The organism is Kutzneria sp. 744 (genome assembly GCF_000568255.1).
In the GTDB taxonomy this organism is placed as follows: domain Bacteria; phylum Actinomycetota; class Actinomycetes; order Mycobacteriales; family Pseudonocardiaceae; genus Kutzneria.
In genome coordinates, this window is sequence record NZ_KK037166.1 from 10,632,733 (window position 1) to 10,658,252 (window position 25,520).

At 68.7% G+C, this 25,520-nt stretch carries 29 protein-coding genes and 1 pseudogene; 17 read left to right on the top strand and 13 right to left on the bottom strand.

Annotation, left to right across the window (positions count from 1 at the left end; translation table 11 throughout):
* Both KUTG_RS60005 and arsB read left to right on the top strand, forming a co-directional pair.
* A partial coding sequence (locus KUTG_RS60005; protein WP_043726677.1) for an MFS transporter occupies positions 1-548 on the top strand: 548 nt, incomplete at its 5' end.
* A 235-nt stretch (positions 549-783) separates the two neighbouring features.
* Positions 784-1,878: an ACR3 family arsenite efflux transporter gene (gene arsB, locus KUTG_RS48240; RefSeq protein ID WP_043726680.1), complete on the top strand. Its 1,095-nt coding sequence runs from the start codon at positions 784-786 to the stop codon at positions 1,876-1,878.
* Here arsB and KUTG_RS48245 read toward each other — a convergent pair.
* Entirely contained in the window at positions 1,875-2,225 is a 351-nt protein-coding gene (locus KUTG_RS48245; protein WP_232241342.1) for an ArsR/SmtB family transcription factor, read from the bottom strand. The genes arsB and KUTG_RS48245 overlap by 4 nt on opposite strands.
* A gap of 146 nt (positions 2,226-2,371) precedes the next feature.
* On the opposite strand from KUTG_RS48245, the gene KUTG_RS48250 reads away from it, so the two are divergent.
* Genes KUTG_RS48250 through KUTG_RS48260 form a run of 3 tightly spaced genes read left to right on the top strand, consistent with a single transcriptional unit; the run spans position 2,372 to position 4,828 of the window.
* Positions 2,372-3,013, top strand: a complete 642-nt coding sequence (locus KUTG_RS48250; protein WP_052396322.1) for an arsenate reductase/protein-tyrosine-phosphatase family protein — start codon at positions 2,372-2,374, stop codon at positions 3,011-3,013.
* Between the two features lie 36 nt (positions 3,014-3,049).
* Positions 3,050-3,475, top strand: coding sequence for an arsenate reductase ArsC (locus KUTG_RS48255; RefSeq protein WP_043726684.1), 426 nt, complete (start codon positions 3,050-3,052; stop codon positions 3,473-3,475).
* Positions 3,476-3,502: 27 nt separating this feature from the next.
* Positions 3,503-4,828, top strand: coding sequence for an FAD-dependent oxidoreductase (locus tag KUTG_RS48260; RefSeq protein ID WP_198047610.1), 1,326 nt, complete (start codon positions 3,503-3,505; stop codon positions 4,826-4,828).
* Here the strand turns inward: KUTG_RS48260 and KUTG_RS48265 are convergent.
* On the bottom strand, positions 4,807-5,322 hold the full coding sequence (locus tag KUTG_RS48265; protein ID WP_043726686.1) for a DinB family protein: 516 nt from the start codon (positions 5,320-5,322) through the stop codon (positions 4,807-4,809). The two genes, KUTG_RS48260 and KUTG_RS48265, sit on opposite strands and share 22 nt — an antisense overlap.
* Positions 5,323-5,442: 120 nt before the next feature.
* On the opposite strand from KUTG_RS48265, the gene KUTG_RS48270 reads away from it, so the two are divergent.
* Both KUTG_RS48270 and KUTG_RS64835 read left to right on the top strand, forming a co-directional pair.
* Entirely contained in the window at positions 5,443-5,811 is a 369-nt protein-coding gene (locus KUTG_RS48270) for a hypothetical protein (protein ID WP_052396323.1), read from the top strand.
* A 68-nt stretch (positions 5,812-5,879) separates the two neighbouring features.
* Positions 5,880-5,981: pseudogene (locus tag KUTG_RS64835) on the top strand (transposase); the annotation flags it as partial.
* Positions 5,982-6,031: 50 nt separating this feature from the next.
* On the opposite strand, the gene KUTG_RS62615 reads toward KUTG_RS64835, so the two are convergent.
* On the bottom strand, positions 6,032-6,703 hold the full coding sequence (locus KUTG_RS62615) for an IS481 family transposase (RefSeq protein WP_232241555.1): 672 nt from the start codon (positions 6,701-6,703) through the stop codon (positions 6,032-6,034).
* 369 nt (positions 6,704-7,072) lie between these two features.
* Between KUTG_RS62615 and KUTG_RS62620 the strand changes: the two genes are divergently transcribed.
* The 5 genes from KUTG_RS62620 (at position 7,073) to KUTG_RS48290 (ending at position 10,408) form a co-directional block, all read left to right on the top strand.
* The gene (locus KUTG_RS62620) at positions 7,073-7,456 is read left to right on the top strand and encodes a hypothetical protein (protein ID WP_198047611.1); all 384 of its coding nucleotides are present in this window, start codon (positions 7,073-7,075) and stop codon (positions 7,454-7,456) included.
* Positions 7,457-7,575: 119 nt separating this feature from the next.
* Positions 7,576-7,734 (top strand): hypothetical protein, encoded by a 159-nt coding sequence (locus KUTG_RS62625; RefSeq protein WP_198047612.1) that lies wholly within the window; start codon positions 7,576-7,578, stop codon positions 7,732-7,734.
* Between the two features lie 23 nt (positions 7,735-7,757).
* Positions 7,758-8,165, top strand: a complete 408-nt coding sequence (locus tag KUTG_RS62630) for a transposase (RefSeq protein ID WP_232241343.1) — start codon at positions 7,758-7,760, stop codon at positions 8,163-8,165.
* A 201-nt stretch (positions 8,166-8,366) separates the two neighbouring features.
* Complete coding sequence (locus KUTG_RS48285) at positions 8,367-10,082, top strand: IS1182 family transposase (RefSeq protein WP_198047613.1); 1,716 nt, start codon at positions 8,367-8,369, stop codon at positions 10,080-10,082.
* A gap of 68 nt (positions 10,083-10,150) precedes the next feature.
* On the top strand, positions 10,151-10,408 hold the full coding sequence (locus tag KUTG_RS48290; protein ID WP_043726690.1) for a Rossmann-fold NAD(P)-binding domain-containing protein: 258 nt from the start codon (positions 10,151-10,153) through the stop codon (positions 10,406-10,408).
* Positions 10,409-10,525: 117 nt separating this feature from the next.
* On the opposite strand, the gene KUTG_RS48295 is transcribed toward KUTG_RS48290, so the two are convergent.
* The 4 genes from KUTG_RS48295 to KUTG_RS48310 form a co-directional block, all read right to left on the bottom strand.
* Positions 10,526-12,424 carry an N-acetylmuramoyl-L-alanine amidase gene (locus tag KUTG_RS48295; protein WP_232241344.1) on the bottom strand — a complete coding sequence of 633 codons (1,899 nt, stop codon included), beginning with the start codon at positions 12,422-12,424 and terminating at the stop codon, positions 10,526-10,528.
* A 73-nt stretch (positions 12,425-12,497) separates the two neighbouring features.
* Positions 12,498-13,316, bottom strand: coding sequence for a hypothetical protein (locus tag KUTG_RS60020; RefSeq protein ID WP_157495329.1), 819 nt, complete (start codon positions 13,314-13,316; stop codon positions 12,498-12,500).
* Positions 13,313-13,825: a SigE family RNA polymerase sigma factor gene (locus KUTG_RS48305; protein ID WP_043726695.1), complete on the bottom strand. Its 513-nt coding sequence runs from the start codon at positions 13,823-13,825 to the stop codon at positions 13,313-13,315. Before KUTG_RS48305 ends, KUTG_RS60020 begins: the two co-directional genes overlap by 4 nt.
* Before the next feature lie 168 nt (positions 13,826-13,993).
* Positions 13,994-14,659: a TetR/AcrR family transcriptional regulator gene (locus KUTG_RS48310; RefSeq protein ID WP_043726696.1), complete on the bottom strand. Its 666-nt coding sequence runs from the start codon at positions 14,657-14,659 to the stop codon at positions 13,994-13,996.
* A gap of 98 nt (positions 14,660-14,757) precedes the next feature.
* Here KUTG_RS48310 and KUTG_RS48315 point away from each other — a divergent pair, with 98 nt between their 5' ends.
* Complete coding sequence (locus tag KUTG_RS48315) at positions 14,758-15,660, top strand: SDR family NAD(P)-dependent oxidoreductase (RefSeq protein ID WP_043726698.1); 903 nt, start codon at positions 14,758-14,760, stop codon at positions 15,658-15,660.
* Between the two features lie 397 nt (positions 15,661-16,057).
* On the opposite strand, the gene KUTG_RS48320 is transcribed toward KUTG_RS48315, so the two are convergent.
* The gene (locus KUTG_RS48320; protein ID WP_043726699.1) at positions 16,058-16,885 is read right to left on the bottom strand and encodes an MBL fold metallo-hydrolase; all 828 of its coding nucleotides are present in this window, start codon (positions 16,883-16,885) and stop codon (positions 16,058-16,060) included.
* A gap of 212 nt (positions 16,886-17,097) precedes the next feature.
* Between KUTG_RS48320 and KUTG_RS48325 the strand changes: the two genes are divergently transcribed.
* A complete protein-coding gene (locus KUTG_RS48325) occupies positions 17,098-17,334 on the top strand; it encodes a hypothetical protein (RefSeq protein WP_043726701.1) in 237 nt (78 codons plus the stop codon).
* A gap of 147 nt (positions 17,335-17,481) precedes the next feature.
* Here the strand turns inward: KUTG_RS48325 and KUTG_RS48330 are convergent, their stop codons facing one another.
* From KUTG_RS48330 to KUTG_RS48350, 5 genes are all read right to left on the bottom strand, one after another.
* On the bottom strand, positions 17,482-18,462 hold the full coding sequence (locus tag KUTG_RS48330) for a cellulase family glycosylhydrolase (protein WP_043726703.1): 981 nt from the start codon (positions 18,460-18,462) through the stop codon (positions 17,482-17,484).
* Positions 18,463-18,705: 243 nt separating this feature from the next.
* Complete coding sequence (locus KUTG_RS62635; protein WP_052396324.1) at positions 18,706-18,891, bottom strand: hypothetical protein; 186 nt, start codon at positions 18,889-18,891, stop codon at positions 18,706-18,708.
* A 116-nt stretch (positions 18,892-19,007) separates the two neighbouring features.
* Positions 19,008-20,825, bottom strand: a complete 1,818-nt coding sequence (locus tag KUTG_RS54960) for a ricin-type beta-trefoil lectin domain protein (protein WP_198047614.1) — start codon at positions 20,823-20,825, stop codon at positions 19,008-19,010.
* A gap of 610 nt (positions 20,826-21,435) precedes the next feature.
* Positions 21,436-22,635: a sensor histidine kinase gene (locus tag KUTG_RS48345; RefSeq protein ID WP_052396326.1), complete on the bottom strand. Its 1,200-nt coding sequence runs from the start codon at positions 22,633-22,635 to the stop codon at positions 21,436-21,438.
* Positions 22,632-23,285 (bottom strand): response regulator transcription factor, encoded by a 654-nt coding sequence (locus tag KUTG_RS48350; RefSeq protein ID WP_043726704.1) that lies wholly within the window; start codon positions 23,283-23,285, stop codon positions 22,632-22,634. The genes KUTG_RS48345 and KUTG_RS48350 overlap by 4 nt, the downstream gene beginning before the upstream one ends.
* Positions 23,286-23,403: 118 nt before the next feature.
* Between KUTG_RS48350 and KUTG_RS48355 the strand changes: the two genes are divergently transcribed.
* From KUTG_RS48355 to KUTG_RS48365, 3 genes are all read left to right on the top strand, one after another.
* Entirely contained in the window at positions 23,404-23,892 is a 489-nt protein-coding gene (locus KUTG_RS48355; RefSeq protein WP_157495331.1) for a hypothetical protein, read from the top strand.
* A 322-nt stretch (positions 23,893-24,214) separates the two neighbouring features.
* On the top strand, positions 24,215-24,763 hold the full coding sequence (locus tag KUTG_RS48360; RefSeq protein ID WP_232241345.1) for a hypothetical protein: 549 nt from the start codon (positions 24,215-24,217) through the stop codon (positions 24,761-24,763).
* Positions 24,764-24,802: 39 nt separating this feature from the next.
* Positions 24,803-25,520: YcnI family protein (locus KUTG_RS48365; RefSeq protein ID WP_084580723.1), on the top strand; the 718-nt coding region annotated here is incomplete at its 3' end.

The window sequence follows — 25,520 nt, forward strand, 5'->3', positions numbered from 1 at the left end:
TGAGCCTGGCCGCCTTCTCCGTCTACGCCGTGGTCGTCAACCTCGTGCCGCTGCTGACCGGGCGCGGCCTGTCCGTGTCCACCGCGGCGATCGCCCTCGGCCTCGGCGGCGTCGGCCAGGTGCTCGGCCGTCTCGGCTACGCCCGCCTCGTTCAGCGGACCAGCATCCGATTCCGCACCGTCCTGGTGATCCTGACCGCCGCCGTCACCACCGCGCTGCTGGCCGTCCTGCCCGGGCCGACGCTCCTGCTGATCACCGCGACCGTGCTCGCCGGCATGGCCCGGGGCATCTTCACCCTCCTGCAGGCCACCGCGATCTCCGACCGCTGGGGCGCCGCCAACTACGGCCGGCTCAACGGCCTGTTCTCCGCCCCGATGACCCTTACCGGCGCCCTCGCCCCATGGGCTGGCACCAGCCTGGCCACCCTGGCCGGCGGCTACCCAGCGGTGTTCGCGACCCTCGCCGCCGTGGCGGCTGTCGCCGCCCTGCTCGCCGCTGGCAGCACGGCATCGTCGAGAACGGCGTTACCAAGATCGACATCGGCCTGAGCTACCAGGACATCGCCGAAGCCATCGGCGCTTCGACGCCGCCCGTGCAGCAGGTGATGACGAACCTCCAGAACGACGGCGTGCTCAGGTCCGGCACAAGGTCATCTACGTCCACCGGGAGTTGCGGCCGGCACCGTAGGCGGTTGTGGCGAGCGCTGTCGACATCGCCCCTCGCCTTCGCGGCGGTCGCCCTGCTAGCGTCTGAATCGACAAACATCGATCCAAGGGAGCAGGGATGAGCGAGTCGCTCGCCGATCGGCAGCAGGACCACGGCGACGCGGCCGTGATGGGCAAACTGTCCACCCTGGACCGCTTCCTGCCCGCGTGGATCATCCTCGCGATGGTCGCCGGGCTCGGACTGGGCCGGCTGATCCCCGGCCTGAACTCGGCGCTGGACGCCGTCAAGGTCGGCTCCGTGTCGCTGCCGATCGCGCTGGGCCTGCTGTTGATGATGTACCCGGTGCTGGCCAAGGTCCGCTACAACAAGCTGGACTCGGTCACCGGCGACAAGCGGCTGCTCGTCTCGTCCATCCTGCTCAACTGGGTCCTCGGTCCCGCCGTGATGTTCGCGCTGGCCTGGCTGCTGCTGCCCGACCTGCCCGAGTACCGGACCGGCCTGATCATCGTCGGCCTGGCCCGGTGCATCGCGATGGTGCTGATCTGGAACGATCTCGCGTGCGGCGACCGCGAGGCTGCCGCCGTGCTGGTCGCGCTGAACTCGGTGTTCCAGATCGTCGCCTTCGCCGCGCTGGGCTACTTCTACCTCCAGGTGTTGCCCGGCTGGCTGGGGCTGTCGCAGTCCGCGCTGCACGTGTCGGTGTGGGACATCGCCCAGTCGGTGCTGATCTTTCTCGGTATCCCGCTGCTGCTGGGGTTCCTGACCCGCACCATCGGCGAGCGTCGCAATGGCCGCGACTGGTACGAGCAGAAACTGCTGCCCAAGATCGGCCCGTTCGCCTTGTACGGCTTGCTGTTCACCATCGTCGTGCTGTTCGCCCTGCAGGGCGGCACGATCACCTCGCGCCCGCTGGACGTGGCCCGCATCGCGCTGCCGCTGTTGGTCTACTTCGGACTGATGTGGGGCCTTTCCTTCTTGTTCGGCAAGAGGGTCGGTCTCGGCTACGAGCGCTCCACCACGCTGGCGTTCACCGCTGCCGGCAACAACTTCGAGCTGGCGATCGCTGTGGCGATCGGCGTGTTCGGTGTGACCTCGGGGCAGGCTCTGGCCGGCGTCGTCGGCCCGCTGATCGAGGTGCCGGTGCTCGTCGCCCTGGTCTATGTCTGCTTGTGGGCGCGCCGCTTCTTCCCGGATGCCACGACCGAGCGCTAGCGCCCTGGGCTCTCGAGCAGGGGACCGCCGGGTCGCAGGAGCGCCTCCAGCGCCTCCAGCGGCTCCGGCAGCAGTCGGTACCAACTCCACGTGCCGCGCCGTTGCCGGGCCAGGATGCCGGCCTTGACCAGCACACCGAGGTGGTGGCTGAGCGACGGCTGCGGCATGTCGAACTCGGGCGCGATGTCGCAGAAGCACACCTCGGCGCCGCCCGCGCGCCGGATGAGCGAGATCAGCCGGATGCGGGTCGGCTCCGACAACGCCTTGAACAATCGGGCGGCCCGCTCCGCCTCGTCGTCGGCCACCTCGGCCGCCGGCGGCGTCAGCGACAACAGCACCGGCCCCACGCTTCGTTTGGTAGCAGCCACCCCTCCATCATCCCCGGCCACGCCAGTTCGATTGGATTGACAAAATTCGATACAGCTGATGTGCTTTGTATCGACAAATCTCGATCCAGAGACTGTCCGTGCCACTCCGCCCCAGGAGACCTGCCATGACCCGCGCTGACCACGGACTTCCCGCGCGTGAGGTGCTCCACCAGCTCGATCGCGTTGCCGCCGAGCTGGCCGACAAGTTCCACGGCGTGTTCGGCCCCGAGACCGTCAAGCGGTACGTCCAGGAGACCTACGACCTGCTGGCGGCCGACGCCACCATCGCCGTGCACCTGCCCGTGCTCGCCGCCCGCTTCGCTCGCGAGCGGCTCACCGACCTGGGCAAGACGCAGGGCCTGATCCGATCAACCGTGCCGCAGGTGCTGTTCGTGTGCGTGCACAACGCCGGGCGCTCGCAGATGGCCGCCGCCCTGCTCGACCACCACACCTCCGGGCGCATCGTCGTGCGCTCCGCCGGCTCCCGGCCGGCCGGCGACACCCCGGCGATCATCACCGTGGCGCTCGCCGAGCTCGGCGTGGCCATGGTCGAGCCCTACCCCAAGCCGCTGACCGACGAGGCCATCCATGCCTCCGACGTCGTCGTCACGACGGGCTGTGGCGACGCGTGCCCGGTCTACCAGGGCAAACGCTACCTAGACTGGGACGTCGAAGACCCGGCCGACAAACCTCTCGCGCAGATCCGCCCGATCCGCGACGAGCTCGACCGACGCGTGCGGCTGCTCGTCGAAGAGCTGCTCGCCTGAACCCGTCGTTCACTTGCGCCGGACATCATCATCGCCATGGCAAGGAGCACCACCGTGACCTGCATCCCCGAAGTGCTGTTCGTCTGCGTGCACAACGCCGGTCGCTCCCAGATGGCCGCCGCGCTGCTCCAGCACTACGCCATGGGTCGCGTCGCCGTCCGCTCCGCCGGCTCCGAGCCCGCCGAGAAGGTCAACCCCGCCGCCGCGGCCGCTGTCGCCGAGTGGGGCCTCGACATCACCGCCGAGGTGCCCACCAAGCTGTCCTATGACGACGTCGACGCCTCCGACGTCGTCATCACCATGGGCTGCGGCGACACCTGCCCGGTCTTCCCCGGCAAGCGCTACCTCGACTGGAAGCTCGACGACCCCGCCGGCCAGTCCGTCGATGCCGTGCGCCCGATCCGCGACGAGATCGACCGCCGCGTCCGCACACTGCTGACCGAGCTGCTCGACCAGCGCTAGTTCGCCAGTGGGGAAAGGGGATCTGCCATGCGTCTGGCGGTCGTCGGCGGCAGTGACGCCGGCATCAGCGCGGCCCTCCGGGCCCGGGAGCTTGTCCCCACCACCGAAGTGACGGCCGTCGTCGCCGACCCGTACCCGAACTTCAGCATCTGCGGCATCCCGTACTACATCAGCGGCGAGGTCGGCCACTGGCAGAACCTGGCCCACCGCACCCAATCCGACCTCGAAGCCACCGGCATGCGGCTGCGGCTCAACACCCGCGCGACCCGCATCGACGTCGCCGCCCAGCAGTTGCACGTCCTTGACGAACACGGTGCCGCCGACGTCCTCGACTACGACGAGCCGGTTGTCGGCACCGGCGCCGTGCCGGTCCGGCCGCCCATCGAGGGCCTGGACGGGCTCGACGGCGTGCACGTCTTGCACACCATGGACGACACCTTCACCCTCACGCGAACCTTGGAGGAGTGCCGGCCTACCTCCGCCTTGATCGTCGGCGCCGGCTACGTCGGGCTGGAGATGGCCGAAGGGCTCACCGCCCGAGGCATCCACGTCACCCAGGTCGAGATGCTCGACGAGGTGCTGCCCACCGTCGATTCCGAACTCGGCCGACTGGTCCGTGCCGAGCTAGCCGAGCACGGTGTCGACGTCGTCAACGGCACCACCGTGCGCCGCGTCAGCCGTGCCGGCGAGCGCCTACTTATGCAGGGCGACAACGGATTCTCCCGCGAGGTCGACCTCGTCCTGGCCGTCCTCGGCGTCCGGCCCGACACCGAACTCCTCGTCTCCGCCGGCGCGACGACCGGGACCCGCGGCGCTGTGCTCGTCGACTCCGCGATGCGCACCAACCTCCCGCACGTCTTCGCTACCTGCCGCTGGGCAGCACCGCGCACAAGCAGGGCCGCGTCGCCGGCGAGAACGCGATCGGCGGCAACGCCCGCTTCGCCGGCAGCCTCGGCACCCAGGTCGTCAAGCCTTCGACCTCGTCGCCGCCCGCACGGGCCTCCGCGACCACGAGGCCATTGCCGCCGGGTTCACCTCCGCCATCAGCCAGGCCGGGCCCGACGTCCACAAGGCGTACTACCCGGGATCGCACCCCATCACCATCCGTCTCACCGCGACACCACCACCGGCCGCCTGCTCGGCGCGCAACTCGTCGGCCGCCGCAGCAGCGAGATCGCCAAGCGTGTCGACATCTACGCCACCGCCATCCACCACGGCATGACCGTGGACTCGATCAGCGAGTTGGACCTGTCCTACACCCCGCCGCTCGGATCGCCGTGGGACGCCGTGCAGCTCACCGCCCAGGCGTGGGTTCGCGACACCAAGTCGGATCAGGCGTCCAGCGTGAGCTGAGCGCGGTGGAAGTCGAAGTGCTGCGTCGGGAAGTGGTACACGTCGGCCAGCGTCATCACGTCGCGGAAGAACGGGTCCCAGCGCGTCGGGTAGTGCATGCTCCTCGCCAGCGTCGCCTCGGACTCGCTGTCGAGCCGGCGATGCAGTGCCGCGATGACGCCGTCGAACAGCCGGAGCATGACTTGGCGCGGCAGCACTGTCCCCGCCAGCCACGCCCCGGCGAAGTTCACCACGTCGAACGGCACCGTCGCCGCGTTGAGCACCCGTGCATAGGTCCGCCCGACCGGCTCCGGAAGCCGGCTCATCACCACGACGAGGTTCCGCAGCGCGCGAATGATCAGGTAGCCGAGAAGCATGTGGAACAGCAACTGCTTGTTCGACCACCGCGTCCCCGCCGACCGACGGCGCAGCTCCTCGCCGGAGGCACCGTCCAGCAGTTCGTGAAACGCCGTCCGCGCTCCCTCGAGTTCGCTGTGCACCGCCAGTCGGTCCATCCCGGCAGTGTGCGCCTCGCCAGCTGAGCCGGCACTCAGCTGATCTCGCACCGGCGCTTCCCGTCGTCTCGGGCGTGTCGACGTCCCGGCATCGCCGCCCCCTCGGCGCACAATGACGCGATGGGCATGGACATCGAGTGGGCAACGAGTGAGCTCGACGCCTTTCTCAAGCTGGCTGAGCTGTATCGTCCGCCGGCTGCGAATATGCCGATCGCGAGCTCCCGCATGTCGAACCGTGGCTCGCGGGCGGAGATCGTGGCGTCCGCGCAGGTGGTCGAGCAGATCCTGGACCGAGTGCTCCCGAACTGGCGCCACGACGTTCCCTCCGATCGGAACAAGACCACCAATATCTGGTGGCAGCACGTAGAAGCCGTACAACGCGCGCGGACCATGCTGCAACGTCAAACGGAGCTCCAGGAGAAGCTCGGCGACAACGCGCCCCTGCTCAACGCCGCACACCTGCACCGGGTCTGCTGCACGAGTAGGTGACTGAGGTTCACCCCGGGGAGTGGACACCGAGTTAGCAGGACCAGCCGTCCTGCTGAAAGGATGTCCTCATGCCTCCTCGCAAGCGCCGGTCGTACACGGCCGAGTACAAAGTCGAGGCTGCCCACCGCGTGATCGACTCCGGCCGCACGATCTCCGAGGTCGCCCGCGAGCTGGGAATCGACGCGGGCATTGCGCCTGCCGATAACCTCGTCCGTGCAGCTCAGGCGACATGCAGGTATTCGTGGAGGACGCCGCCGAGTCGGTCGTGTCGGCGTATGGTCAGGTGGGCGATTCGGTCTGGATCGGTGATGGGCGCGGGCACCGGGCGCAGTGGGGCTGCCTGACGCCTGGCCTGGTGGGCGCGATGGGAGTTGGAGAACTTCTCGTACTCGCGTAGGGCGTGGCGCAGGTGGTGCTCGTTCCAGATGAGAGTTCGGTCCAGCAGCTCGTGACGGCAGCTCTGTACCCAGCGCTCCATGATGGAGTTCATCCTGGGAACCCGGATGCCGGTGAGGACGGTCTGGATGCCGGCGTCGGCGAGGATTTCGTCGATGAGGTTGGGGAACTTCGCGTCGCGGTCGCGGATGAGGAACTTCACAGTGGTGCCAGCGTCTTCCAGGTCCATCACCAAATTCTTGATCGTCTGGGTGACCCAGGCAGCGGTCGGGTGGGCGGTCGTTCCCAAGACGCGGATCCGCCGGGTGGCGTGCTCGATCACGGCCAGGACGTACTGGCGCTGCCCGGTCACGGTGACCGTCTCGAGGAAGTCGCACGCGAGGAGAGCACGCACTTGGGAGCGTAGAAAGGCGGACCAGGTGGTCGCGTGCCGGTCGGGCGCCGGGTCGAGGCCCTCCTGCTTGAGAATCTCCCACACGGTTGAGGGGGCGATCACGGCCAACGGCACCCTCTTGGAGCTGTGGACCTGCAACGGCGGCAGCAACCAGCGGTGGACCCTCAAGCAGGCGACCCAGGAGGCGGGAGTCCGACCGGTGCTCGAACACGTGTGATCCTGTGGGACTCGAAACTCGTCGCCGCGGCTCAGGATGCGTGTCGGTACTCATTGACGACTCCCCCGAGGCCCCCGGGTCTCCGGCGTCGACCTGAAGCCGGCTGCCGACCGCCAGATTGCCGAGAGGGGCTATCCATATCGATACAGTTAGTTGACGTCTATCCGCTGGTCCTGTACGTGCCGAGAAATACATCCATGCAGGTCAACAGCCATCGGCGCGCGACCGGGCGCCCTCCGGCATGATCGCGTCTCATGCCGGTCCGCTTCGCCCACCTCGCCGTCACCCACGCCTTCTCCGCGCTGCAGCCACTGCCGATGACCAACCGCGAGAAGGGCATCAAGATCCTCGCGTTGCGCCACCAACTCACCATCCTGCAACGACAACTCGGCGACCAGCGCCCACAACTCCACCCCGAAGACAGAGCGTTCCTCGCAGCACTCCTTCTCCCACTGGCCCGCGCGACACTGCGCCGACTCCGGCTCTTGGCCAGCCCGGACACCGTGCTGCGATGGCATCGCGACCTCGTGAAACACCGCCACGCCCGCGCGAGCGTGAACCACAGGCCAGGACGTCCGCGCACCCTCGCCTCAATCCGCCGCCTCGTTCTACGCCTGGCAGAAGAAAACAGCTCCTGAGGCTACCGGCGCATCCACGGCGAACTCGCCCTCCTCGGCATCACAATCGCCGCATCCACCGTGTGGGAGATCCTCAAGACCGAGGGCATCGACCCGCCCCCGCACCGCAAGACCGTCACGTGGCTACCTTCCTGCGCTCGCAGGCCGAGGCGATCCTGGCGATGGACTTCATCGAGACCATCACCCGCAACGCCAGCACACCCTGGCTGCCATCCACCACACAGGCCGGCGCGTCCACATCCTCGGCACCACCGCGCACCCCAACCATGCCTGGGTGACGCAAGCCGTCGGCAACCTGCTCATGGACCTCGAGGACACCGGAAACCTCACACAGGTCACATTCCTCACCCGCGACCGCGACGCCAAATACCCCGCACTGATCGACGAGATCCTCAGCAGCGCCGGGATCGCCACAGTCCTGACCGGCGTCCGGATGCCCCGTATGAACGCGATCATGGAGCGCTGGGTGAAGACACCGCGCACCGAACTGCTGGACCGCACCCCGATCTGGAACGAGACCCACCTCCGACACGCGCCGCACGAGTACGAGCGGCACTACAACCTGCATCGAGCCCACCGATCGCTTGCCACGGCGGCGCCCTTGCGAGCCCGACCTCAGCCGCTGGAACCCGACCGGATCAAACGCCTCGCCGTACGCCGGCAGGATCGTCTCGGCGGAGTCATCCATGAATACCGACATGCCGCTTGACCTGCTTGGACGTAGTTTTCGGCACGCACAGGATCTTGGTGGCTAACTTCAATCTGCCTGCCATGGCGGTGAGTTGACCGATCAGTGGTGGCTGATGCGGTGTCGGATCTATCGGCCGCAGGGGATGACGGTTTGGACGGCGTTGGTGGATCATGCAGCTCGGTGATCGGTGTTGTGCTTCCTCGTGGATCGGAGTGTGTTGTGTCGGTGCACCCGCAGCCCTGGCCTGAGCCGGATCCGCAGATCACCGCTGCGGTGCAGGCGATGTACTGGGGCAAGAGGGAAGCGCCGCTGGCGGTGCAGGTCCGTGACCGGCTGGGCGAGCTGTTCCCGGACGCTGCCTTCGCCGACGCGTTCGGCCGAGCGGGCAAACCGGGCTGGTCGCCGGGCCGACTCGCACTGGTCACGGTGCTCCAGAAGGCCGCGAGCCTCACCGACCGGCAAGCCGCTGACGAGGTCCGGGAGAACCTGGCGTGGAAGTACGCGTTGGGCCTGAGCCTGCAGGATCCGGGCTTCGACCACAGCGTGCTGTCGGAGTTCCGCTCCCGCGTGGTCGCCCACGAGCTGGAGGAACGGGTACTGGACCTGCTGCTGGAGCGCCTGCGGGCGCTGGACCTGGTGCGCGCGGGCGGCAGTCAGCGCACCGACTCCACGCACGTCGTGGCCGCGGTGCGCGACCTCAACCGGCTTGAGCTGGCCGGCGAGAGCGTCCGCGCGGCGCTGAACGCGCTGGCCGCCGCCTGCCCCGACTGGGTGGACCAGGCCTTGGTCGTGGCGGACTGGAGCCGCCGCTACGCCGACCGGATCGACACCTGGCGACTGCCCGCGTCCAAGGCCAAACAAGACGAGCTCGCCCTGCATTACGCCAGGGACGGCTACACCCTGCTGGACGCCGTCTACGCCCCGGCATCCCCGTCATGGCTGCGCGAATTGCCCGCGGTCCAGACCCTGCGGACCGTACTGGTGCAGAACTACACCCGCACGTCCGACCGCGGCGGAAGGCTGCGCGTCCGGCGCCGCGAGCGGACCGAGGACGGCGGAGACGGCCTGCCGCCCGGCCCATCCCGCCTGGCATCCCCCTATGACACCGACGCCCGCTGGTCGGTCAAGCGCGACCTGTTCTGGAACGGCTTCAAACTGCACGTGTCCGAGACATGCCACCCTCAGGCGGAAGGCGATCGCCCCGCCCGGCCGAACATCATCACCAATGTCACGACCACCGTCTCCACCCTCCCCGACACCAAGGCCCTGGAACCGATCCACCAGGCCCTCAAGCACCGTCGGCTGCTGCCCGCCCGGCACTACCTCGACTCCGGCTACCCCAGTGCCGAACTGATCGTGGGCTCCGCCAAGACCTACGGCGTCGCCCTGATCACCCCGGTCCTGCTCGACACCTCCCACCAAGCCAAAGCCCGAGAGGGCTTCGCCGCCCACGACTTCACCATCGACTGGGACAACCGCAAGGCCGTCTGCCCGGCCGGGAAGTCCAGCGCCACCTGGAACCCCGTCGTCCAAGCGGGCGTGGCCAAGACCGTCGTCACCTTCAGCGCCCTGGACTGCATCCCTTGCCCCGTCAAAAAGCACTGCACCAGCGCCCGCAGCAACCGCCGCCAGCTCAGCCTCCAGCCCCGCGAGCTCACCGAGGCCATCCGAACCGCCCGCGCCCGCCAGCAGACCGGCGACTGGAACCGCGACTACGCCCTGCGCGCCGGCGTCGAGGGCACCATCCGCCAGGCCACCCACACCACCGGACTACGCCGCGCCCGCTACCGCGGCCTGGCCAAGACCCACCTCGACCACACCACGAGCGCCACCGCCCTCAACCTCATCCGCGTCGTCGCCTGGTGGAACGGCCACCCCCTCGACCGAACCACCCACAGCCACCTCGCCAGACTCCAACTTCGCCTCGCAGCATAAGAGTTGGAATAAACCACCAAGATCGCACACCGTTCGACGGTCCGGTCACACTCACCGCCGGGGACGCCGTGACCTTCGACGCCATCGCCGCCACCGCCGCCGAACTCATCGGCCGCGATATCGCACGAGTCGTCGTGGACGACGAACAGTGGATCACCGACCGGATCGCCGCCGGCGCACCCGAGCCCACCACCCGCATGCTGCTGTCGTTCTTCCACGCCGCGAGGAACGGCCACTTCGCCGGGACCGACCCACTCCTGCCCGAACTCCTGGGCCGAGAACCACACTTGGTCCGCGACGTGCTCGCCGACCAGGCGAGCACCTGAACCGGCGGTGGTGACACCGCTCTGGCCGATCAGATCACCGGCGGAGCCGCTGTCAGGCGTGGACCCGTGCCGAGCGCGCTGACAGCGCCGCCGCAACGGCGCTGTCAGCGCGGGTGATCAACCGTTGTAAGGCAGCAACTGGACGTCCGACGCCTTCACGTAGACGACGCGATGGTTGTAGGAGATCTGGAAGTAGCCGGTGTTGCCCGTGACCAACGTGTGGTTGCTGGGCACGGCAGCCGGATCGAAGCGCGCGTAGTAGTTCTCCGCACGGAAGGCCCCGGTCGCCAGATAGCTCTGGCCGGCGGCCATGGTCCACGGAATCGGTCCGACCGTCCACACCGGATCGAACGGGATGGTCGAGGGATACTCGGACTGTTCGGGGAAGGCGCGCCCGTACAACGGAATCGACGCACGACCGGGCGCCGGGCTCAGCAGCAGACCTCGGCTCGGCACCGCCACGGAACAGTTCGGGTCGAACAACCACGCCTTCTGGCCGCCGTACCAGATCGCGGTCCAGTCGCCCTGACGACCGGCCAGCGCGTACGACCGGCCAGCGACGGCCTTGTCGCTCCAGTCGTCGATTCGGGTGGTGCCCGCGGTTCCGTCCGGGTGTACCACGGGGTCGGTGATCAGTGGTGCGTCCGCGCTCGGCGCGGTGTGCAGGTAGACGAAGTTCGCGCCATGTGCGGGCAGGGCAATGCAGTTCTGGCCCGCGTTGTCGCATGTGGTCATCGGCGGCTGGTTGGCGCCGTACTGGGGATCGATCGTCACGACCTGGCTCGCGGCGGACGCGGTGGCCTTGATCGGCGCGCCCAGCAGGTCCATGTAGTGCGCCCAGTCCCAGTAGGGACCCGGATCCCAGTGTACGGCGGCGAAGTTGGTGGCGCGTTCCCTGGACACGTCCTCGTGGCCGAGGATGTGCTGGCGGTCAAGGGGAATGTCGTACTTCGCGGCCAGATAGCGCACCAGCTTCGCGGATGCCTGGTACATCTGCTCGGTGTACCAGGCGCCACCCTGGGCGGCGATGCCCTCGTGCTCGATGCCGATCGAGTGCTCGTTGGTCGTCCAGTTGGCCGCGTGCCACGCGATGTCCTTGGTGGGCACCATCTGCGTGACCTGGCCGTCGGAGGACCGGATCACGTAGTGGCTGCTCACGCCGTCGGCGGGGTCCTGGAACGTCGCGATGGCCTGGTCGTAGGGGGTGGCCGAACTGGTCGGCGTGCTCTCGGTGTCGTGGATGACGATAGTGGTGATCTTGTTGCCGTCCGAGGGCCGCTCAGCGGGATCGTAGTTCCCGTAGTTGTTGGGGTCGCCGTGGTCGGGACTGGACCAGTCGTAGGCCGCGGGCACGAAGCGACAGTCGAGGCCCGCCGGGCATTCCGGTGCGGGCACGTCGGCGGCAGTGGCCCGTGACGTCGTCGCGGTCTCGGGCTTGAGCGTCGGATCGGCCGGTATCCGCAACGACTGGCCGTCGCTGGTGGTGGCCGCCGCACCGGTGCGCAGCGTGGTGAACACGTCGTCGGCGAAGGCGTTCGCTCCCGCGGTGGTCGGCGCCGTCGCGAACGCCGCGACGACCCGGTACCACGCGCCGATGTCGCCCGCCGGCACGCCGGACCGACGTGCCTGCCTGCCCAGAAGTGCCGCCGCGCCCCGGATGTTCTGTCCAGGATTGGTTTCGAGGACCGCTGCCGGCGCGCCCAGCAGGCTCGCGGCGTCGTCCAGGGTGTGCTTGGCCGGGACCTTGGCGGGGGAGGCGTCGCCGCGACCACTGCCATTGGCCGGCACGATCGCGTCGGAGCTGACCAGGTCCATCGGCCCGAACCCGCCGTCAGCGCTGCGCTGACCGCTGTGGGCCTCCCACCGGGTCAGGTTGTAGGCCACCGAGAGCAGGACGGTCGGCGGCACGCCGAACTCCCTCGCCGCTGTGGTGAACTGCCGCTGACGCTGATCGGGGCCCGCGACCGGGACGCCGGCGGCGTCGGCCTGGGGAGCCACGGCCAGGACCAGCGTCACGCCGAGCAGTGCGCATGCCGATCTCGCTGCTGTTGACAGCTTCATTCCCACCCTCTTGTCGATGAATAGTCGGTCACCAGTGCACTGCCAGGCTCGGCAGGCCGGAGATATGGGTCAACACCGAGATCGGCAGCGCCGACCCGTTGGTGAAGCCAGGGGCGTCTTCGCTGGTGTCAACCACCGAAACGGTCACACCGCCGGGATGGGTCGTCGTGGACGACCGCTGCACGATGGCGTGGTCGGCATCGCCCACCGACTCGGTCAGGGTTCGCACCCGCAGGTTGCCCTCGACAGTGTCGGTGCAGTTGGGGACCTGCTGTCCGCCCTGCGTGCAATCCAGCACCGGCCTGGTCGCGGTCGGCCAGATGTCCACTTTCAGGAGACGTTTCCCCGCCGGGGTGGCCAGGTCCGCCACCAGTGACCAGCCACCGTCGTCGACGCACATCGGGTGGCTGTCCGCGTCGTAACGGAGCGAGTACCCAGCAGGCAGACCAAGGTCGGCACCTCGCCAAGCCATGGCCAGCGCCTGGTTGACCATCGACCAACGTGCTGAGTCCAGGGTTGGTGGCGTCATGTTCTCGACCCGCGTGTCTGGTGGTGCTTCACCATTGCAGCCCGCTGCCGACCCAGGTAGCTGGGTGGTCGCGGGCGGTGAGGTGGTGACGGGTCTGCCGGCCGAGGGTCGCCCACCGTCGGTTCGGGCACCGACGGCGAACACGGACGCGGCGGCGATCGACGCGACGCCGACCATGACACCGGCCACGGCGCCGGTCCGTCTCGCCAGCCGTCGACGACGTCCCTTGGCGACCAGCGTGCTCAGATCGACCCGTAGTGGCGGCTCATCGGTCAACGTCCTCGCCAGCAGGTCCTTCTCCTCTTGGTTGATGGTCACGCGGATTCCTCCAGTGCCGCAACGCCGGCGCCGAGCAGCCTGCGCAGCGTGGCCAGCCCCTTCGCCGTCTGGCTCTTCACGGTGCCTTCCGAACACCCGAGCAGGCTGGCCGTCTCCTCGACCGACTGGTCCTCCCAGTACCGAAGCACCACCGTCGCGCGCTGCCCCGGAGTCAGCAGGGCCAGTGCGCCACGCACGTCCAGCGCGTCGTCCACGCTGGGCAGCAACGCCTCGACGTCACCGACCTCCGCGACTGTGTTCTCGAACCGGCGAAACGGCCGCCGTGACTCGTCGATCACAGCGTTGACCAAAATCTTGCGCACATAGGCGTCGACCGAGTCGTCCCGCCGCAGTCGCGACCAGGCCGCGTAGAGCCGCACGAACGCGGTCTGCATCAGATCCTCGGCACGATGCCAGTCACCGCACAGCAGATACGCGGTGCGCCGGACCACGACCGCGCGTGCGGCCACGAACTCACCGAACTCACGGTCGGTGTCCCGTGTGGCCATGCCCTACCCCCTCGGTCACCGTTTAGTACGGACCAGGGGGCTCCGAGGTTGCCGACCAGTTTCTGTGAGGCAGACCACCCTCGCTGACGCCTCGCCGGAGTCAGCGACATCGCCGCTGACAACTGGGATCGCGCCCATGACAAGCACCTGCCCGCTGGCGCTGTAGGGTCAGACGCGCGGCAGCACGCCCACGAGCGCCGCGGTGAAGGAGACCCGCAGGGCGTCGCGCAGCTCCAGGTGGAGCACACCGAGGGCGGGCTCGTCCGCGTAGGCGGCGAGGAGGCTGGGCGGCGGCGGGACGTACGCCGACAGGGCGCCCGCCGAGACCAGGCTCATCAGGCAGAACAGCTGCGCGCCGTCGCCGAGCTCAGGCAGGTGACGGCGCACGAGATCGGACATGGCTGCGAGCCTCGTGAGGGAGGACCGCTTGTGCCGTTTGACCACCTCGACCGAAACGTTGTGCTCCAGGACGCCACCCTGCGCGCCGAAGAGGTCGCACAGCACCGCCCGGCCCGCCAGCGACCGGCTGAGGATCTCGGCCAGCTGACCCGCCCGTGCCTCCGGCGCCGCGTGCGCCTCGACGCCCGCGGCCAGCTCGTCCGCCAGCTCGGCGAGCCAGCTCTCCAGGAAGACGTCCAGCAGTTCGAGCAGCACCGCCTCGCGCGACTCGAAATACCGCAGGACGTTCGACTTGGCCAGGCCCACCCGCCGACTGAGCTCGTTGAGGGTCACGTCGGCCACGGGCATCTCGTCGAGCATCGCCGCCGCCGTGTCCAGGATCGCCCGGCGGCGTATCTCCCGCTGCTCCTCGCTGCGCGCCCGCTGAAACGTCACGCCCTCACCCTAGCTTAAAGACCGCCGGTCCCTTGACAGAAGACCGGCGGTCTCTTACGTTGTCTCATAACAGACCGATGGTTCTTTAGGAGTGTGTCATGGGCGGCAACTGGACCGAGCAACACATCCCCGACCAGCACGGCCGGGTGGCGATCGTGACCGGCGCCAACACCGGGCTGGGCTTCGAGACCGCCCGAATGCTCGCCGCACGTGGGGCGGCGGTGGTCCTGGCCGTCCGCGACGTCGAGAAGGGCAAGCAAGCGGCCGCCCGCATCACCGGCGACGTCGCCCTCCAGGCCCTCGACCTGACCTCCCTGGACTCGATCCGGTCCGCGGCGGCCGACCTGCGCGCCACCCACCCGCGCATCGACCTTCTGATCAACAACGCCGGCGTGATGTACACGCAGAAGCAGACCACCGTCGACGGCTTTGAGCTGCAGTTCGGCACCAACCACCTCGGCCACTTCGCCTTCACCGGCCTGCTGCTGGACCGACTCCTGCCCGTCCCCGGCTCCCGCGTCGTCACGGTCAGCAGCACCGGCCACCGCATCCGGGCCGCCATCCACTTCGATGACCTGCAGTGGGAGCGCTCCTACGGCCGCGTCGCCGCCTACGGCCAGTCCAAACTCGCCAACCTCATGTTCACGTACGAACTGCAGCGCCGGCTCGCACCGCATGGCACCACTATCGCGGTGGCCGCCCATCCCGGCGTGTCCAACACCGAACTCACCCGCAACACGCCCGCCGCGCTTCGCGTGCCCGTCACCTGGCTCGCGCCGCTGCTCACCCAGAAGGCCGAGATGGGCGCTCTGCCCACCCTGCGCGCCGCCACCGATCTGGCCGTCACCGGCGGCCAGTACTACGGGCCCGGCAACCGGGGGGAGATCCGCGGTTACCCGAAGCTGGTCACCTCCAGCCCCGACTCCCACGACCAGGCCACCCAGCAGCGCCTGTGGACCGTCTCCGAGGAGCTCACCGGGGTGACATTTCCGGTGCGGTAAGGCGGTTCCTGCACAGCGGAGGGACTTCCCTGAGGCCGCAACAGGATTCAAACCGGTGTGCACCACTTACGGGCGCGAAGTGCTGGCTGCATGTGTTGACCGAGTTGAAGAGGCGTGGTCGACCGCTGAACGCGTTCGAGATCGCGTTCGACGGCCGGCTTGCCGCTGGGCGTGAGTAGATTCCGTCAACCTGAGTTACGCCGAACGTTCGACAGACCCGCGTCTGGACGCGGCGCTGACCGGCGCGTTGAGCTGATCCGCGCTACGACGCGTGCGCCCCCGGCCGCACCGAACACATGGCCGCACAGCCAAGATCTGCGGAGCCCGACGGAAAGTTCGTGATGACGGCCCGTTCCTCCACCACTCTCGCTCACGCCGAGGTGATCGTCGCGGCGGTTCAGCCGAGATGGTCGTTGGCTCCGCCGACCCAGGCGATGTAGCGCTCGGCCGAATTGCGGACGGCGGCCTTGGCGTCGGTGAGGATCGTGCCGCCCAACAGGCTGTAGAGGCGTTCGAACTGATAGGGCTCGAGACGGTCCACGATCCGTCGCACCAACCCGGCGGAGAGCGGGATCTTGTTCGGGTAGCTCCGCATGAACGTCACCCAGCCCTTGGCGACCACCGGCACGATGGTGTCCCCGGTGAGCAGGGTGCCCCGGCCGTCCGACCCGGTGGCGACGTGCGCGACCGCGGCGCCGGGGAAGTGGCCGCCGGCCTCGATGAGGGTGACCCCGGGCAGGACCTGTTCGACGCCGCTCCACTCCCGGATCACCGGGTCCTCCCGCTGCACCCACTGCCGGTCCGCGGAGTGCACCAGCACGGGGACGCTCCCCAGTTCGTGGCTCCAGCTGACCTGGGAGCCGTACATGTGCGGATGGCTGGCCACGATGACCGCGACCCCGCCGAGGTCGGCGATCTTGTCGACCAGCTGCTGGTCGAGGTGGTTGGGCGGATCCCACAACAGGTTGCCCCGCGGGGTCTGCACCAGGTGCGTCCACTGCCCGATCCCGAATGGCGGCTCCCGGTTGAGCCGGTGGATGTCCGGTTCCATCTCCTGGTGCGCCAGGCCGTGGCCGTCGGCGGCCAGTTTGTCCAGTGTGGTCCACACCTGGCCGGACTCGGGCACCCATTGCCGCTCGTCGGCGCAGATCCGGCAGGTGGTGGCCGGAGGCTGTGCGGTGTCGGGATGCTCGACCCCGCAGGTCCCGCAGATCCAGATCGTCATGGGAGCAGTCTGGAACCTCCAGTCGAATCGAGGTCAAGCCCGATGACGATCAAGCCGAAAGCGCGCGACCGTCGACAGTGCACTCCGAACACTCTTCAGCCGCGGACAGGACTTCGCGGTCAGGCTCAGGGAAGTCGCGCGGCCGTCACGTCGTCGGTGATCACCGGGCATGCCGACGGCGGTCGAACGCGCGGTCATTCCGCCGGCCCGAAGTGGCCGATCGCCTGCTCCACCACCATTCCGAGGTGCCAACCGCCGCGCAACCAGCCGGCCAACGCGAGCTCGGCCTCGACGTGGACGCGGACCAAAGCCGGCCGGTCGCGATCATCCCGCTCGACGGTTCGCCCTCGAAACGCGCCACTGTCTTGCGCAGTGCCCAGTTCGTCCGGCCGCCCACCACGCTGGCGAGCGAGTCCACCGCGTTGAACGGCACGGTGGCGAGAACGTGACGGCCCGACAGCGACCCACCGCGCCGACGACCTCGGCGTACGGGCCGACCGGTGTCTCCTCGTAACGGATCAGCCCACCCAAGCACGATCCGCCGTCGCGTTGGATGCACCGATCGCCCGCCGGAAGGGCCTCGGCGCGGGTGGCGCCTACAGTCCCCAGCCCCAGCGCAGCTGCGCCACGCCCGACGCGTTGTTCACCGCCAGGCCGCCGCCGCTCTGCCGGGTGATCGAGTAGGTGTCCCCCGAGCGTAGGCCGGGCCAGTAGACGACGCCGATCTGCCTCGACCTCGCCAGGTCGGTGGTGGCGGCGAAGTACGCGGTGAAGGCGTTGCCGTCCTGGTGCCCGGCGGAGTAGTCCAGCCCGGTCGTCATCGGGGCGCCGGCCTCGTCGATGATGGTGCGGGAGGAGTACGAACCGAGCCGGTTGGTCAGGTTGGTGGTCCACGCCGCGCGAGTCGTGTCCGACGCCCAGTAACCATAGAAATGCAGCGACAGGAGCGTGCCGTTCAACGCGCTCGCCGCGCCGACGCCCGTCACGTTGTCGTTGTAGCCGGTGCCGCTGATCAGGACTCGGCTGCGGGGGATGTTCGAATGCCGGGACAGCCAGGTCGAGCAGACCGACACCCAGGCATTCAGGCTGTAGCCGAACGGCTCGTTCATCGGTTCGAAGTAGACGTTGCCGTTGCCGCCGTAGTCGGCGGTGACCTGGTCCCACATGGTGTTCCACGCGGCCACGTCGTCGACGAGGCCGTCCTTGTTCGCTTCCCAGTATCCGAAGATGACTTTCATGCCGTGGGCCAGGGCCGAGTCGGCGGCGCCCTTGTACCGCGACCACCAGTCCGAGGTGACGCTCTGCGGGTTGACCGGCAGCCGCACGGTGTTCGCGCCCAACTGCTGCTGAAAGCCGGTGATGATGCCGTCCGCCTTGGCGCGGACGCTGTTATAGCTGTCCCCTGCGGTGAGGCCGGTCGGGATGACCCACCCATCCACGTAGTTGTCGCGACTGTCCGCCCAGTTGACACCGCGGAAGGCGTCGGTGGCGGCAGAGGCGACGTGCGGGACCGTGAGCAGCGGTGCCGCGAGGACCGCGGTCATGACGGCCCGCAGCAGGGGGCGGAAGCGCTTCATACGAACTCCGATGTTCGAGAGTGCGCCGATATGTTTACGTCAACATGTGCTGGGGAGCATGCACTCGCCCCGCATCGGAGTCAAGGACCTGCGGATATCCGGGACTCCGACGCGGGCATTGGCGAAGCCTTCCATCCGGGTGAGGGTTCGTACTCGTTGGACAAGCCTTCGAGGACGGGCCGGCCGACGACACGCGCGCAATCGCGGTCGGCAGCGGGTTGATCAGGCCGTGGCGGGCGTAGGTCACGGCCTCGGTGAGGGCGTCGCCTTGTCGTGCGAGAGACACCGGTCCAGCACGATCCGCAGATGCCGCTCGCCTTGGATCGGCAGCCGGCCGGTGACCTCGCTCCTGACCGTGCGGACGACCCGCTCGGCGAAACCGTTCGCCGGGAGTTCGCCGTGCCGGAGAAGGTGGCTGGTCGAGAACACGTCGGATCGCAGACGATGCCGCCGCGCTGCGGCGAACGGCCCCGCGTGGTCCCTGGAGTGACCGAGAACAACCAGGGACCACGCGGTGGCCGTGGACTACTTGACGCCGGACGTCGTCACGCTCCCGGCGTCCACCTGTAGGTGGCGATGGCGTGGGCGCCGAGCGAGTCGCCGAACGCCTGGCCGTTCCAGCTCGTGGTGAACGACTGGGTCGAGCCGGACGTGTTGTAGACGATCAGCGAGATCGAGCCGTCGGGATTCTTGAACGCCACGTCGTCGAGGTTGCCCGTGGTGGTCGAGGCGATGCGCTTGGCCCCCGGGACGACGAACTTGCTGAAGTGCCCGACCGAGTAGTATCCGGCGTTGTAGGTGACGCTCCCGGTGCTCTGGTTGATCGTGATCAGCGGAGTGCAGGCGTTGCAGCCGCCGGGGATCACCGGGCCGTTGCTCTGGTCCTGCGCGATGTTCCACATCGTGGCGGCCCGAGCCCAGTTGCGGCTGCTCTGGATGAAGGTCTCGATCGCGTTCTGGGGGTCGATGCCGTCCGAGCACTCGGTCTCGTAGTTGTCCTTGCCGGGCACGTCAGCCTGCATCGTCGACATGGCGCCGAGGTTGCCCGCGTAGCAGTGCCAGGAGGTGCCGGCCAGATACTTGCCGGCGGCGACGTCCTTGATCAGCGGCTCGGCGTACTTGTAGAGCTGGTCGGTGTTGAAGTCGGTGCCGAGCACCTTCGGCGACAGACTCGCCTGGGCCAGCGCCGGGCCGAGGTGGTTCGCGACGAAGTTCGCCTCGGCCGGCTCGCCGAGGTTCATCCCGGGGTAAGCGGTGCCGTAGGTCGGCTCGTTCTGCGGGGTGATCGCGTAGATCGGCACGCCCTGTGCCGCGTAGCCCTGAATGAACTTCACGAAGTACTGCGCCAGCGGGCCGTAGCTCGTGGAGAGCAGCGTTGCGGCGTTGTTGAGGTTGTTCATCTGGCCGTTCGACTTCATCCACCCCGGCGGGCTCCACGGGTTGGCCATGAACTTGATGTTCGGGTTGAGCGCGGCGGCCTGCCTGAGGTCGGGAATGATGTAGTCGAGGTCGTGCGCGATGGAGAAGTTCGCCAGCGTCGGATCCGGACGTCGCCACTGCTGGTTGGCCTGGCCGTTGCAGGTCCACAGCTGGACCAGGCTGCCGTTGGCGGTGCCCATACCGGTGACGTCCAGGCACAGGCTGGACTGCACGCCGGTGATGGAGCCGTTGACGTTGAGCTTCCACTTCTGGTTGGCCTGGCCGTTGCAGGTCCACAGGATCACCTTGGTGCCCGGGCTGGTGCCCTGCGCGTTGGCGTCCAGGCACTTGCCCGCGACCTGCAGTTCGCCGGCACTGGTGTAGGAGTACTGCTGGTTCGCGCCGCCGGTCGAGCAGTCCCAGATGTACGGCTGGACGCCGTTGGACGGGTTGCCGGTGCCGTCAAGGCAGCGGCCGGAGCCCACGCCGACCGTCGGGCCCGTGGAGGCCGACAGATTGTCGTCGTAGGAGTACGGCTGCGCGGTGGCGGAGAAGTCGGACGCGCCCATGGGAATGCGGAGCCAGCTCATGCCGATGCCCTGGCTCGGGCTGAACAACGCGTTCATCACGTTCGTGTGCGCGCTGCCACTCAGCTTGTCGGACAACAACCAGGCCGAGGTATCCGTCATCGCCGCGCCGAAGCCGTCCATGGTCTGGAACGTCTGCGCGTCGTCGACGCTGATCGTTCCCGAACCGGACGACCCCGAGAAGCCCAGATTGGACTGTTGCGTCAGATGCTGGCTCAGGTCCGAGGTCGTCAGCCATTTCTGCACGGCCTCGTTGGCGGCCGAGGCTGGCGGCGCCGACACCACAACCAGCGCCGAGATCCCGAGTACGCCGGCCAGGGCGCCGGCGACACGGGAGCGAAGTCTTGCTGTGAACATCTGCGTCAAGCCTTTCTGTTGCTTCACACGGACTGCGCTGCATGAGCCGACCGAGCCGGCTGCCATCGCGAGAGGTACGTCTGCGGACCCATCGGGGGTAACGTGATGAACACGGACACGCCTGTCAAGAACGTGGTAGGCCCGTCTCGGCCGGGTATGCGCGGCGGAGATCAGGCGCGGGACAAACCGCTGATCAGGGCGGTGACGCAGGCCGCAGGGCAGCCCTGGTCCACCCGAACGGAGAGCGAGGGCCGTCAGACCCGGCCGTAAGTTACACGCACACCGGGATAAGTGGGCGCGCCGGGCGACCGGGTCGTCGCAGTCTCGAGGGTCGTGACTGTGGGCGGCAGGCAACCGATCGACTGCGCCATCGCTGACAGCACCGTGCGGGAACCGCGAGCTGTCCTAAATGGACAGCTAACCCACCGCCGCTCGTAGAGCCCGACACGTAGCCCTCGCCGTGGGCTGCGTGTCCGGGCAGGGGACGAACCGCGGGCCGGACGGGCCGGCCAGGAGCTGGAGCCGTTCCTCAACCGGCTGCCGGCTCCACTTCTGGTTGCTGTCGTCGGTACAGACCCACAGTTCGACGACCAGTTCCTTGAACGACAAGCTAAGAAGCGGTCGCATCCAGCACCGCGTGGCGGCGCGTCGGCACGGGCACGGGTGGCAGCGTCACGTCGACACGGAGGCCTCCGCCGGGCACGGGGCACGCGGTCAGCCGTCCACCGTGAGCAGTGGTGATCGCGGCGACGATGGACAGCCCGAGGCCCAGGCCCTGCCGCCTCCGGCGTTCGCCGTCGAGCCGGCGGAACGGCTGCACGAGTTCGGCGATCTGATCCGGTCGGATCACCGGGCCGCCGTTGACCACGCACAGCGTCGGCCAGCCGCCGGGCGTGCCCGTGCGGACGGCCACCCATCCGTCCGGCACATTGTGCCGCAAGGCATTGTCGACGAGGTTGACCACGAGCCGTTCGAGCAGATGCGAATCGCCGGACACGGTGGCGGAAGTGAGGTCCGTGTCCAGTCGCACGTGGTCGTCCTCCCGGGTGGCGACCACCTCCTTGACCAGCACGGCCAGGTCGACCGGCTGGCGTGACTCGATGCCCCGCTGACTGCGCGCCAGCATCAGCAGCGCCTCGATCAGGTTTTCCTGGCGCCGGCTGTTGGCCAGCAGTCGGCGGTAGGTGTCCTGAAGCGACTCCACGGTCGGCTCGGGGTCGGCGAGCGAGACCTCGATCAGCGTGCGTTCCAACGTGAGCGGCGTACGCAGCTCGTGCGAGGCGTTGGCAACGAACAGGCGCTGCGCCTTGAACGCGGTCTCCAGCCGGGCGAGCAACCCGTCGAAGGTGTCGGCGAGGTCCTTGAGCTCGTCCGGCGGGCCGGCCAAGGCCAGGCGCTCATGCAGGTTCTCCTCGGACAGGTGGCGGACCCGGTGGCTCATCGTCCGGAGTGGACGGAGCACGCGGCCGGCCATCAGCCAGCCCAGCAACACCGACACGACCGCCATGATGCCGAGCGCGACGGCCGACTCGACAAGCAACGCGTTGAGCACGTCGGCCCGCTGCGATACCAGCGCCTCCTTCACCAGGCCGTTCACCGACTTGAGATTCGGTGGCATGATCAGCACCTTCGATGTGCCGGCGCCCGTCCCCGGCTTGCCGCTGACCGCCATCGAGTTGGTGAGCACGTAGGTGATCGCCAGCAGCATCGTCCCGGTGAGCAGGAACAGTCCACTGTAGAGCGCCGTCAGCCGGACCCGGACGCTGCGCCGCTCCAGCCGCCACCGCTCGAGAAATCCGCCGATGCTCATATCCGGTAGCCGCCGCGCGGGACGGTGTCGATCACCGGTGGATCGCCCAGCTTCTGCCGCAGCCGGCTGACGGTGACCTTCACCGTCTGCGTGAACGGGTCGGCGGCTTCGTCCCAGCCGCGTTCCAGCAGCCGTTCCGGCGACACCACCGCGCCCTGCGCGGACAGCAGCAGCTCCAGCACGGTGAACTCCTTGGGGGTCAACGCGAGCCGTCGGCCGCCGCGGGTGACCGTCCGCAGCGCCGGGTCCAGGTGCAGGTCGCCGTGGATGAGCATGGGCGGCACCGGTGGCTGCGAACGCCGGGCCAGCGCTCGAATCCTGGCCACCAGCTCGGCGAACGCGAACGGCTTTGGCAGGTAGTCGTCCGCGCCCATGCTCAGGCCCTGCACCCGGTTCTCGATGGTGCCGGCCGCGGTGAGCATCAGCACCCGGCTGTGCGCGCCCCGCTCGATCATCCGCCGGCACACCTCGTCGCCGTGCACCACCGGCAGGTCACGGTCCAGGACCACTACGTCGTAGCCGTTGTCCCAGGTGCGCAGCAGCGCCTGGCCGCCGTCGAACACCACGTCCACGGCCATGCCCTCGCGTCGCAACCCGGCGGCGACCGTCTCGGCCAGTTCCTGGTGGTCGTCGACGACCAGCACGCGCATGGGCCCCAGTCTGGCGCGCCGGCTGTTTTGCCGCGGTAACAGCGCTTGTTCCCGGGCGGTAACCACTGTCCTGGTTCGCTGCCCCATGTCTGTCATCGAGCGAGAAGGAGGACACGGTATGAGGTCGACGCCTGGTCGTTGGGCCCGCCGCATCGGAGTGCCGGCTGCGGCGATGGTCGCCGTGGCACTGGTGGGTGCGCCGGCGTTCGCCGCGACATCGACGCCGAGCAACCCGAAACCGCCGGCCGGCTGCGTGGTGATCGGCAAGCCCGGCCAGCCCGACAAGGGCATGGTCACGCTGCCCGATCCGGGCAAGGGGTGCGTCATTTGCATCATCAAGAAGCACCCGGGTGACGGTGCCGAGCAGGGCACCACCAGCACCGGCAAGCCGGGGCAGTGCCCGGTCTGCCCGCCGCCCGGCAAGCCAGGCACGACCGCTGCCGGCGAGGGGACGGGAACGGTCACGCAGCCGGGCAAGAAGTGCGTGATCTGCGTCATCATCAAGCCGGGACAGCCCAACGGGCCGGTCACCAAGTCCGCGCCGGTCACCACCCAGCCGGCGCCGGGCAAGCCGGTGAAGTGCGACCCGCTGCCAGTGCAGAAGTAAGTCCGATGTGAGGCGCGGGCCGTGTGCCGGCACGGCCCGTTCCTTGTTCGAACGCGACCGGTCTGCTCCTTGAGGCCCCCCGGTTGCCCGGAGACTCCGGGTAACCGGGGGGCCTCACACCAGTGTCGGCCGAGTCGGCGGCATCGACCGGATCCACCAACTGTCCACGTTCCGCTGCTGATCACTGGCTGTGCTCGACCGGCCGATTACTCCTGCGAACGCCATAGTCGCGCACCCGCGTCGGCGCCGCCGCAAGGCCATCTCACCGGTCCGCAGGTGAGGGTGTCACTGGTCCCCGGTCCGGCGTGGCTAGGCTGCGGCGGTGCCTGCCGCTTCGCGCCCTGCCGATCCCGCGCTCCGCGCGGTGCGGGGCTGCCTGCTGGCCGGCGCCTCGGCTGCCTTGACGATCACCGCGCACGTCGCGGCGGGCGGTGGTGTGCCCGACCTCGGGCTGTTCCTGCTGCCGACGGTGCTGCTCGCCGGCGCGGGCACGCTGCTGGCCGAGCGACTCCGCGGACGTGGCGTCCTGTTCGCGGTGCTGGGTGGCACGCAACTCGCGGTGCACAGCCTGTTGTCAGTCAACGCCACCAGCCACGAGGCGCTGTTGGCCGGCCACGCGATGGCCGGGCCGGTGCCGATGGCGATCGCCCACGTGCTGGCCACCGCGATTCTCGCGGTCATCCTCACCCACGCCGACGCGGTTCTGCGCGCGCTCACCGCCGCGCTCGCGGCGGTTCTGCCGCGCCCGATCCCGGCACTGCCAGCGCGGACGCCGGCTGCTGTGCCGGTGGTCGCCCAGTGCCCGAGCACCGAGATCATGGTTGTGCTCCGTCGGGTCCGAACCCGCCGCGGGCCCCCGTCCGACTCCTGAATCCCTTACACCCCACCGTACTGACAGGAGTCAGGAGCCATGTCACTTCGTTCACCCTCGCGCGCGTTGAGCCGGGTCGGCGCCGTCGCCACCGTCACGCTCGCCACCGCCCTGCTGGGCGCGGGGATCGCCGCCGCACACGTGGAGACCGATCCCGGCCAGGCCATCAAGGGCGATGAGTCGACCATCACCTTCCGCGTGCCCAACGAGGAGGACTCGGCCGGCGTGGTCAAGCTGGAGGTCAGCTTCCCGCTCGACCACCCGGTGCCGGAGGCCAGCATGACACCGATCCCGGGCTGGACGGCCGTCGTCGCCATGGCGACACTGCCCACGCCGGTGCACCAGAACAACTCCGACGTGAAGAACGCCGTGCAGACCGTCACCTGGACCGCTGACCCGGGCACCCAGGTCAAGCCCGGCGAGTTCCTGCGGTTCCCGGTGCTGGCCGGCCCGTTGGCCGACAACACCGACAAGTTGACGTTCAAGGCCGTGCAGACCTACAGCAACGGTGACGTCGTGCGGTGGATCGACGCGCCCGCGGCCGACGGCGCGCAGGAGCCCGAGCACCCCGCGCCGACGATCACCCTTGTCTCGGACGACGCCGACTCCGGTCCGGCCAAGCCCGCTGATGCCGCCGCCACGACAAACCCGGACACCACCGCCCGCTGGCTGGGCGGCGCCGGGCTGGTGGTCGGCATCCTCGGACTCGCGCTGGGGGTGGTGATCGCGGCACGCGGCCGGCGCGCCGGCCGCGTGC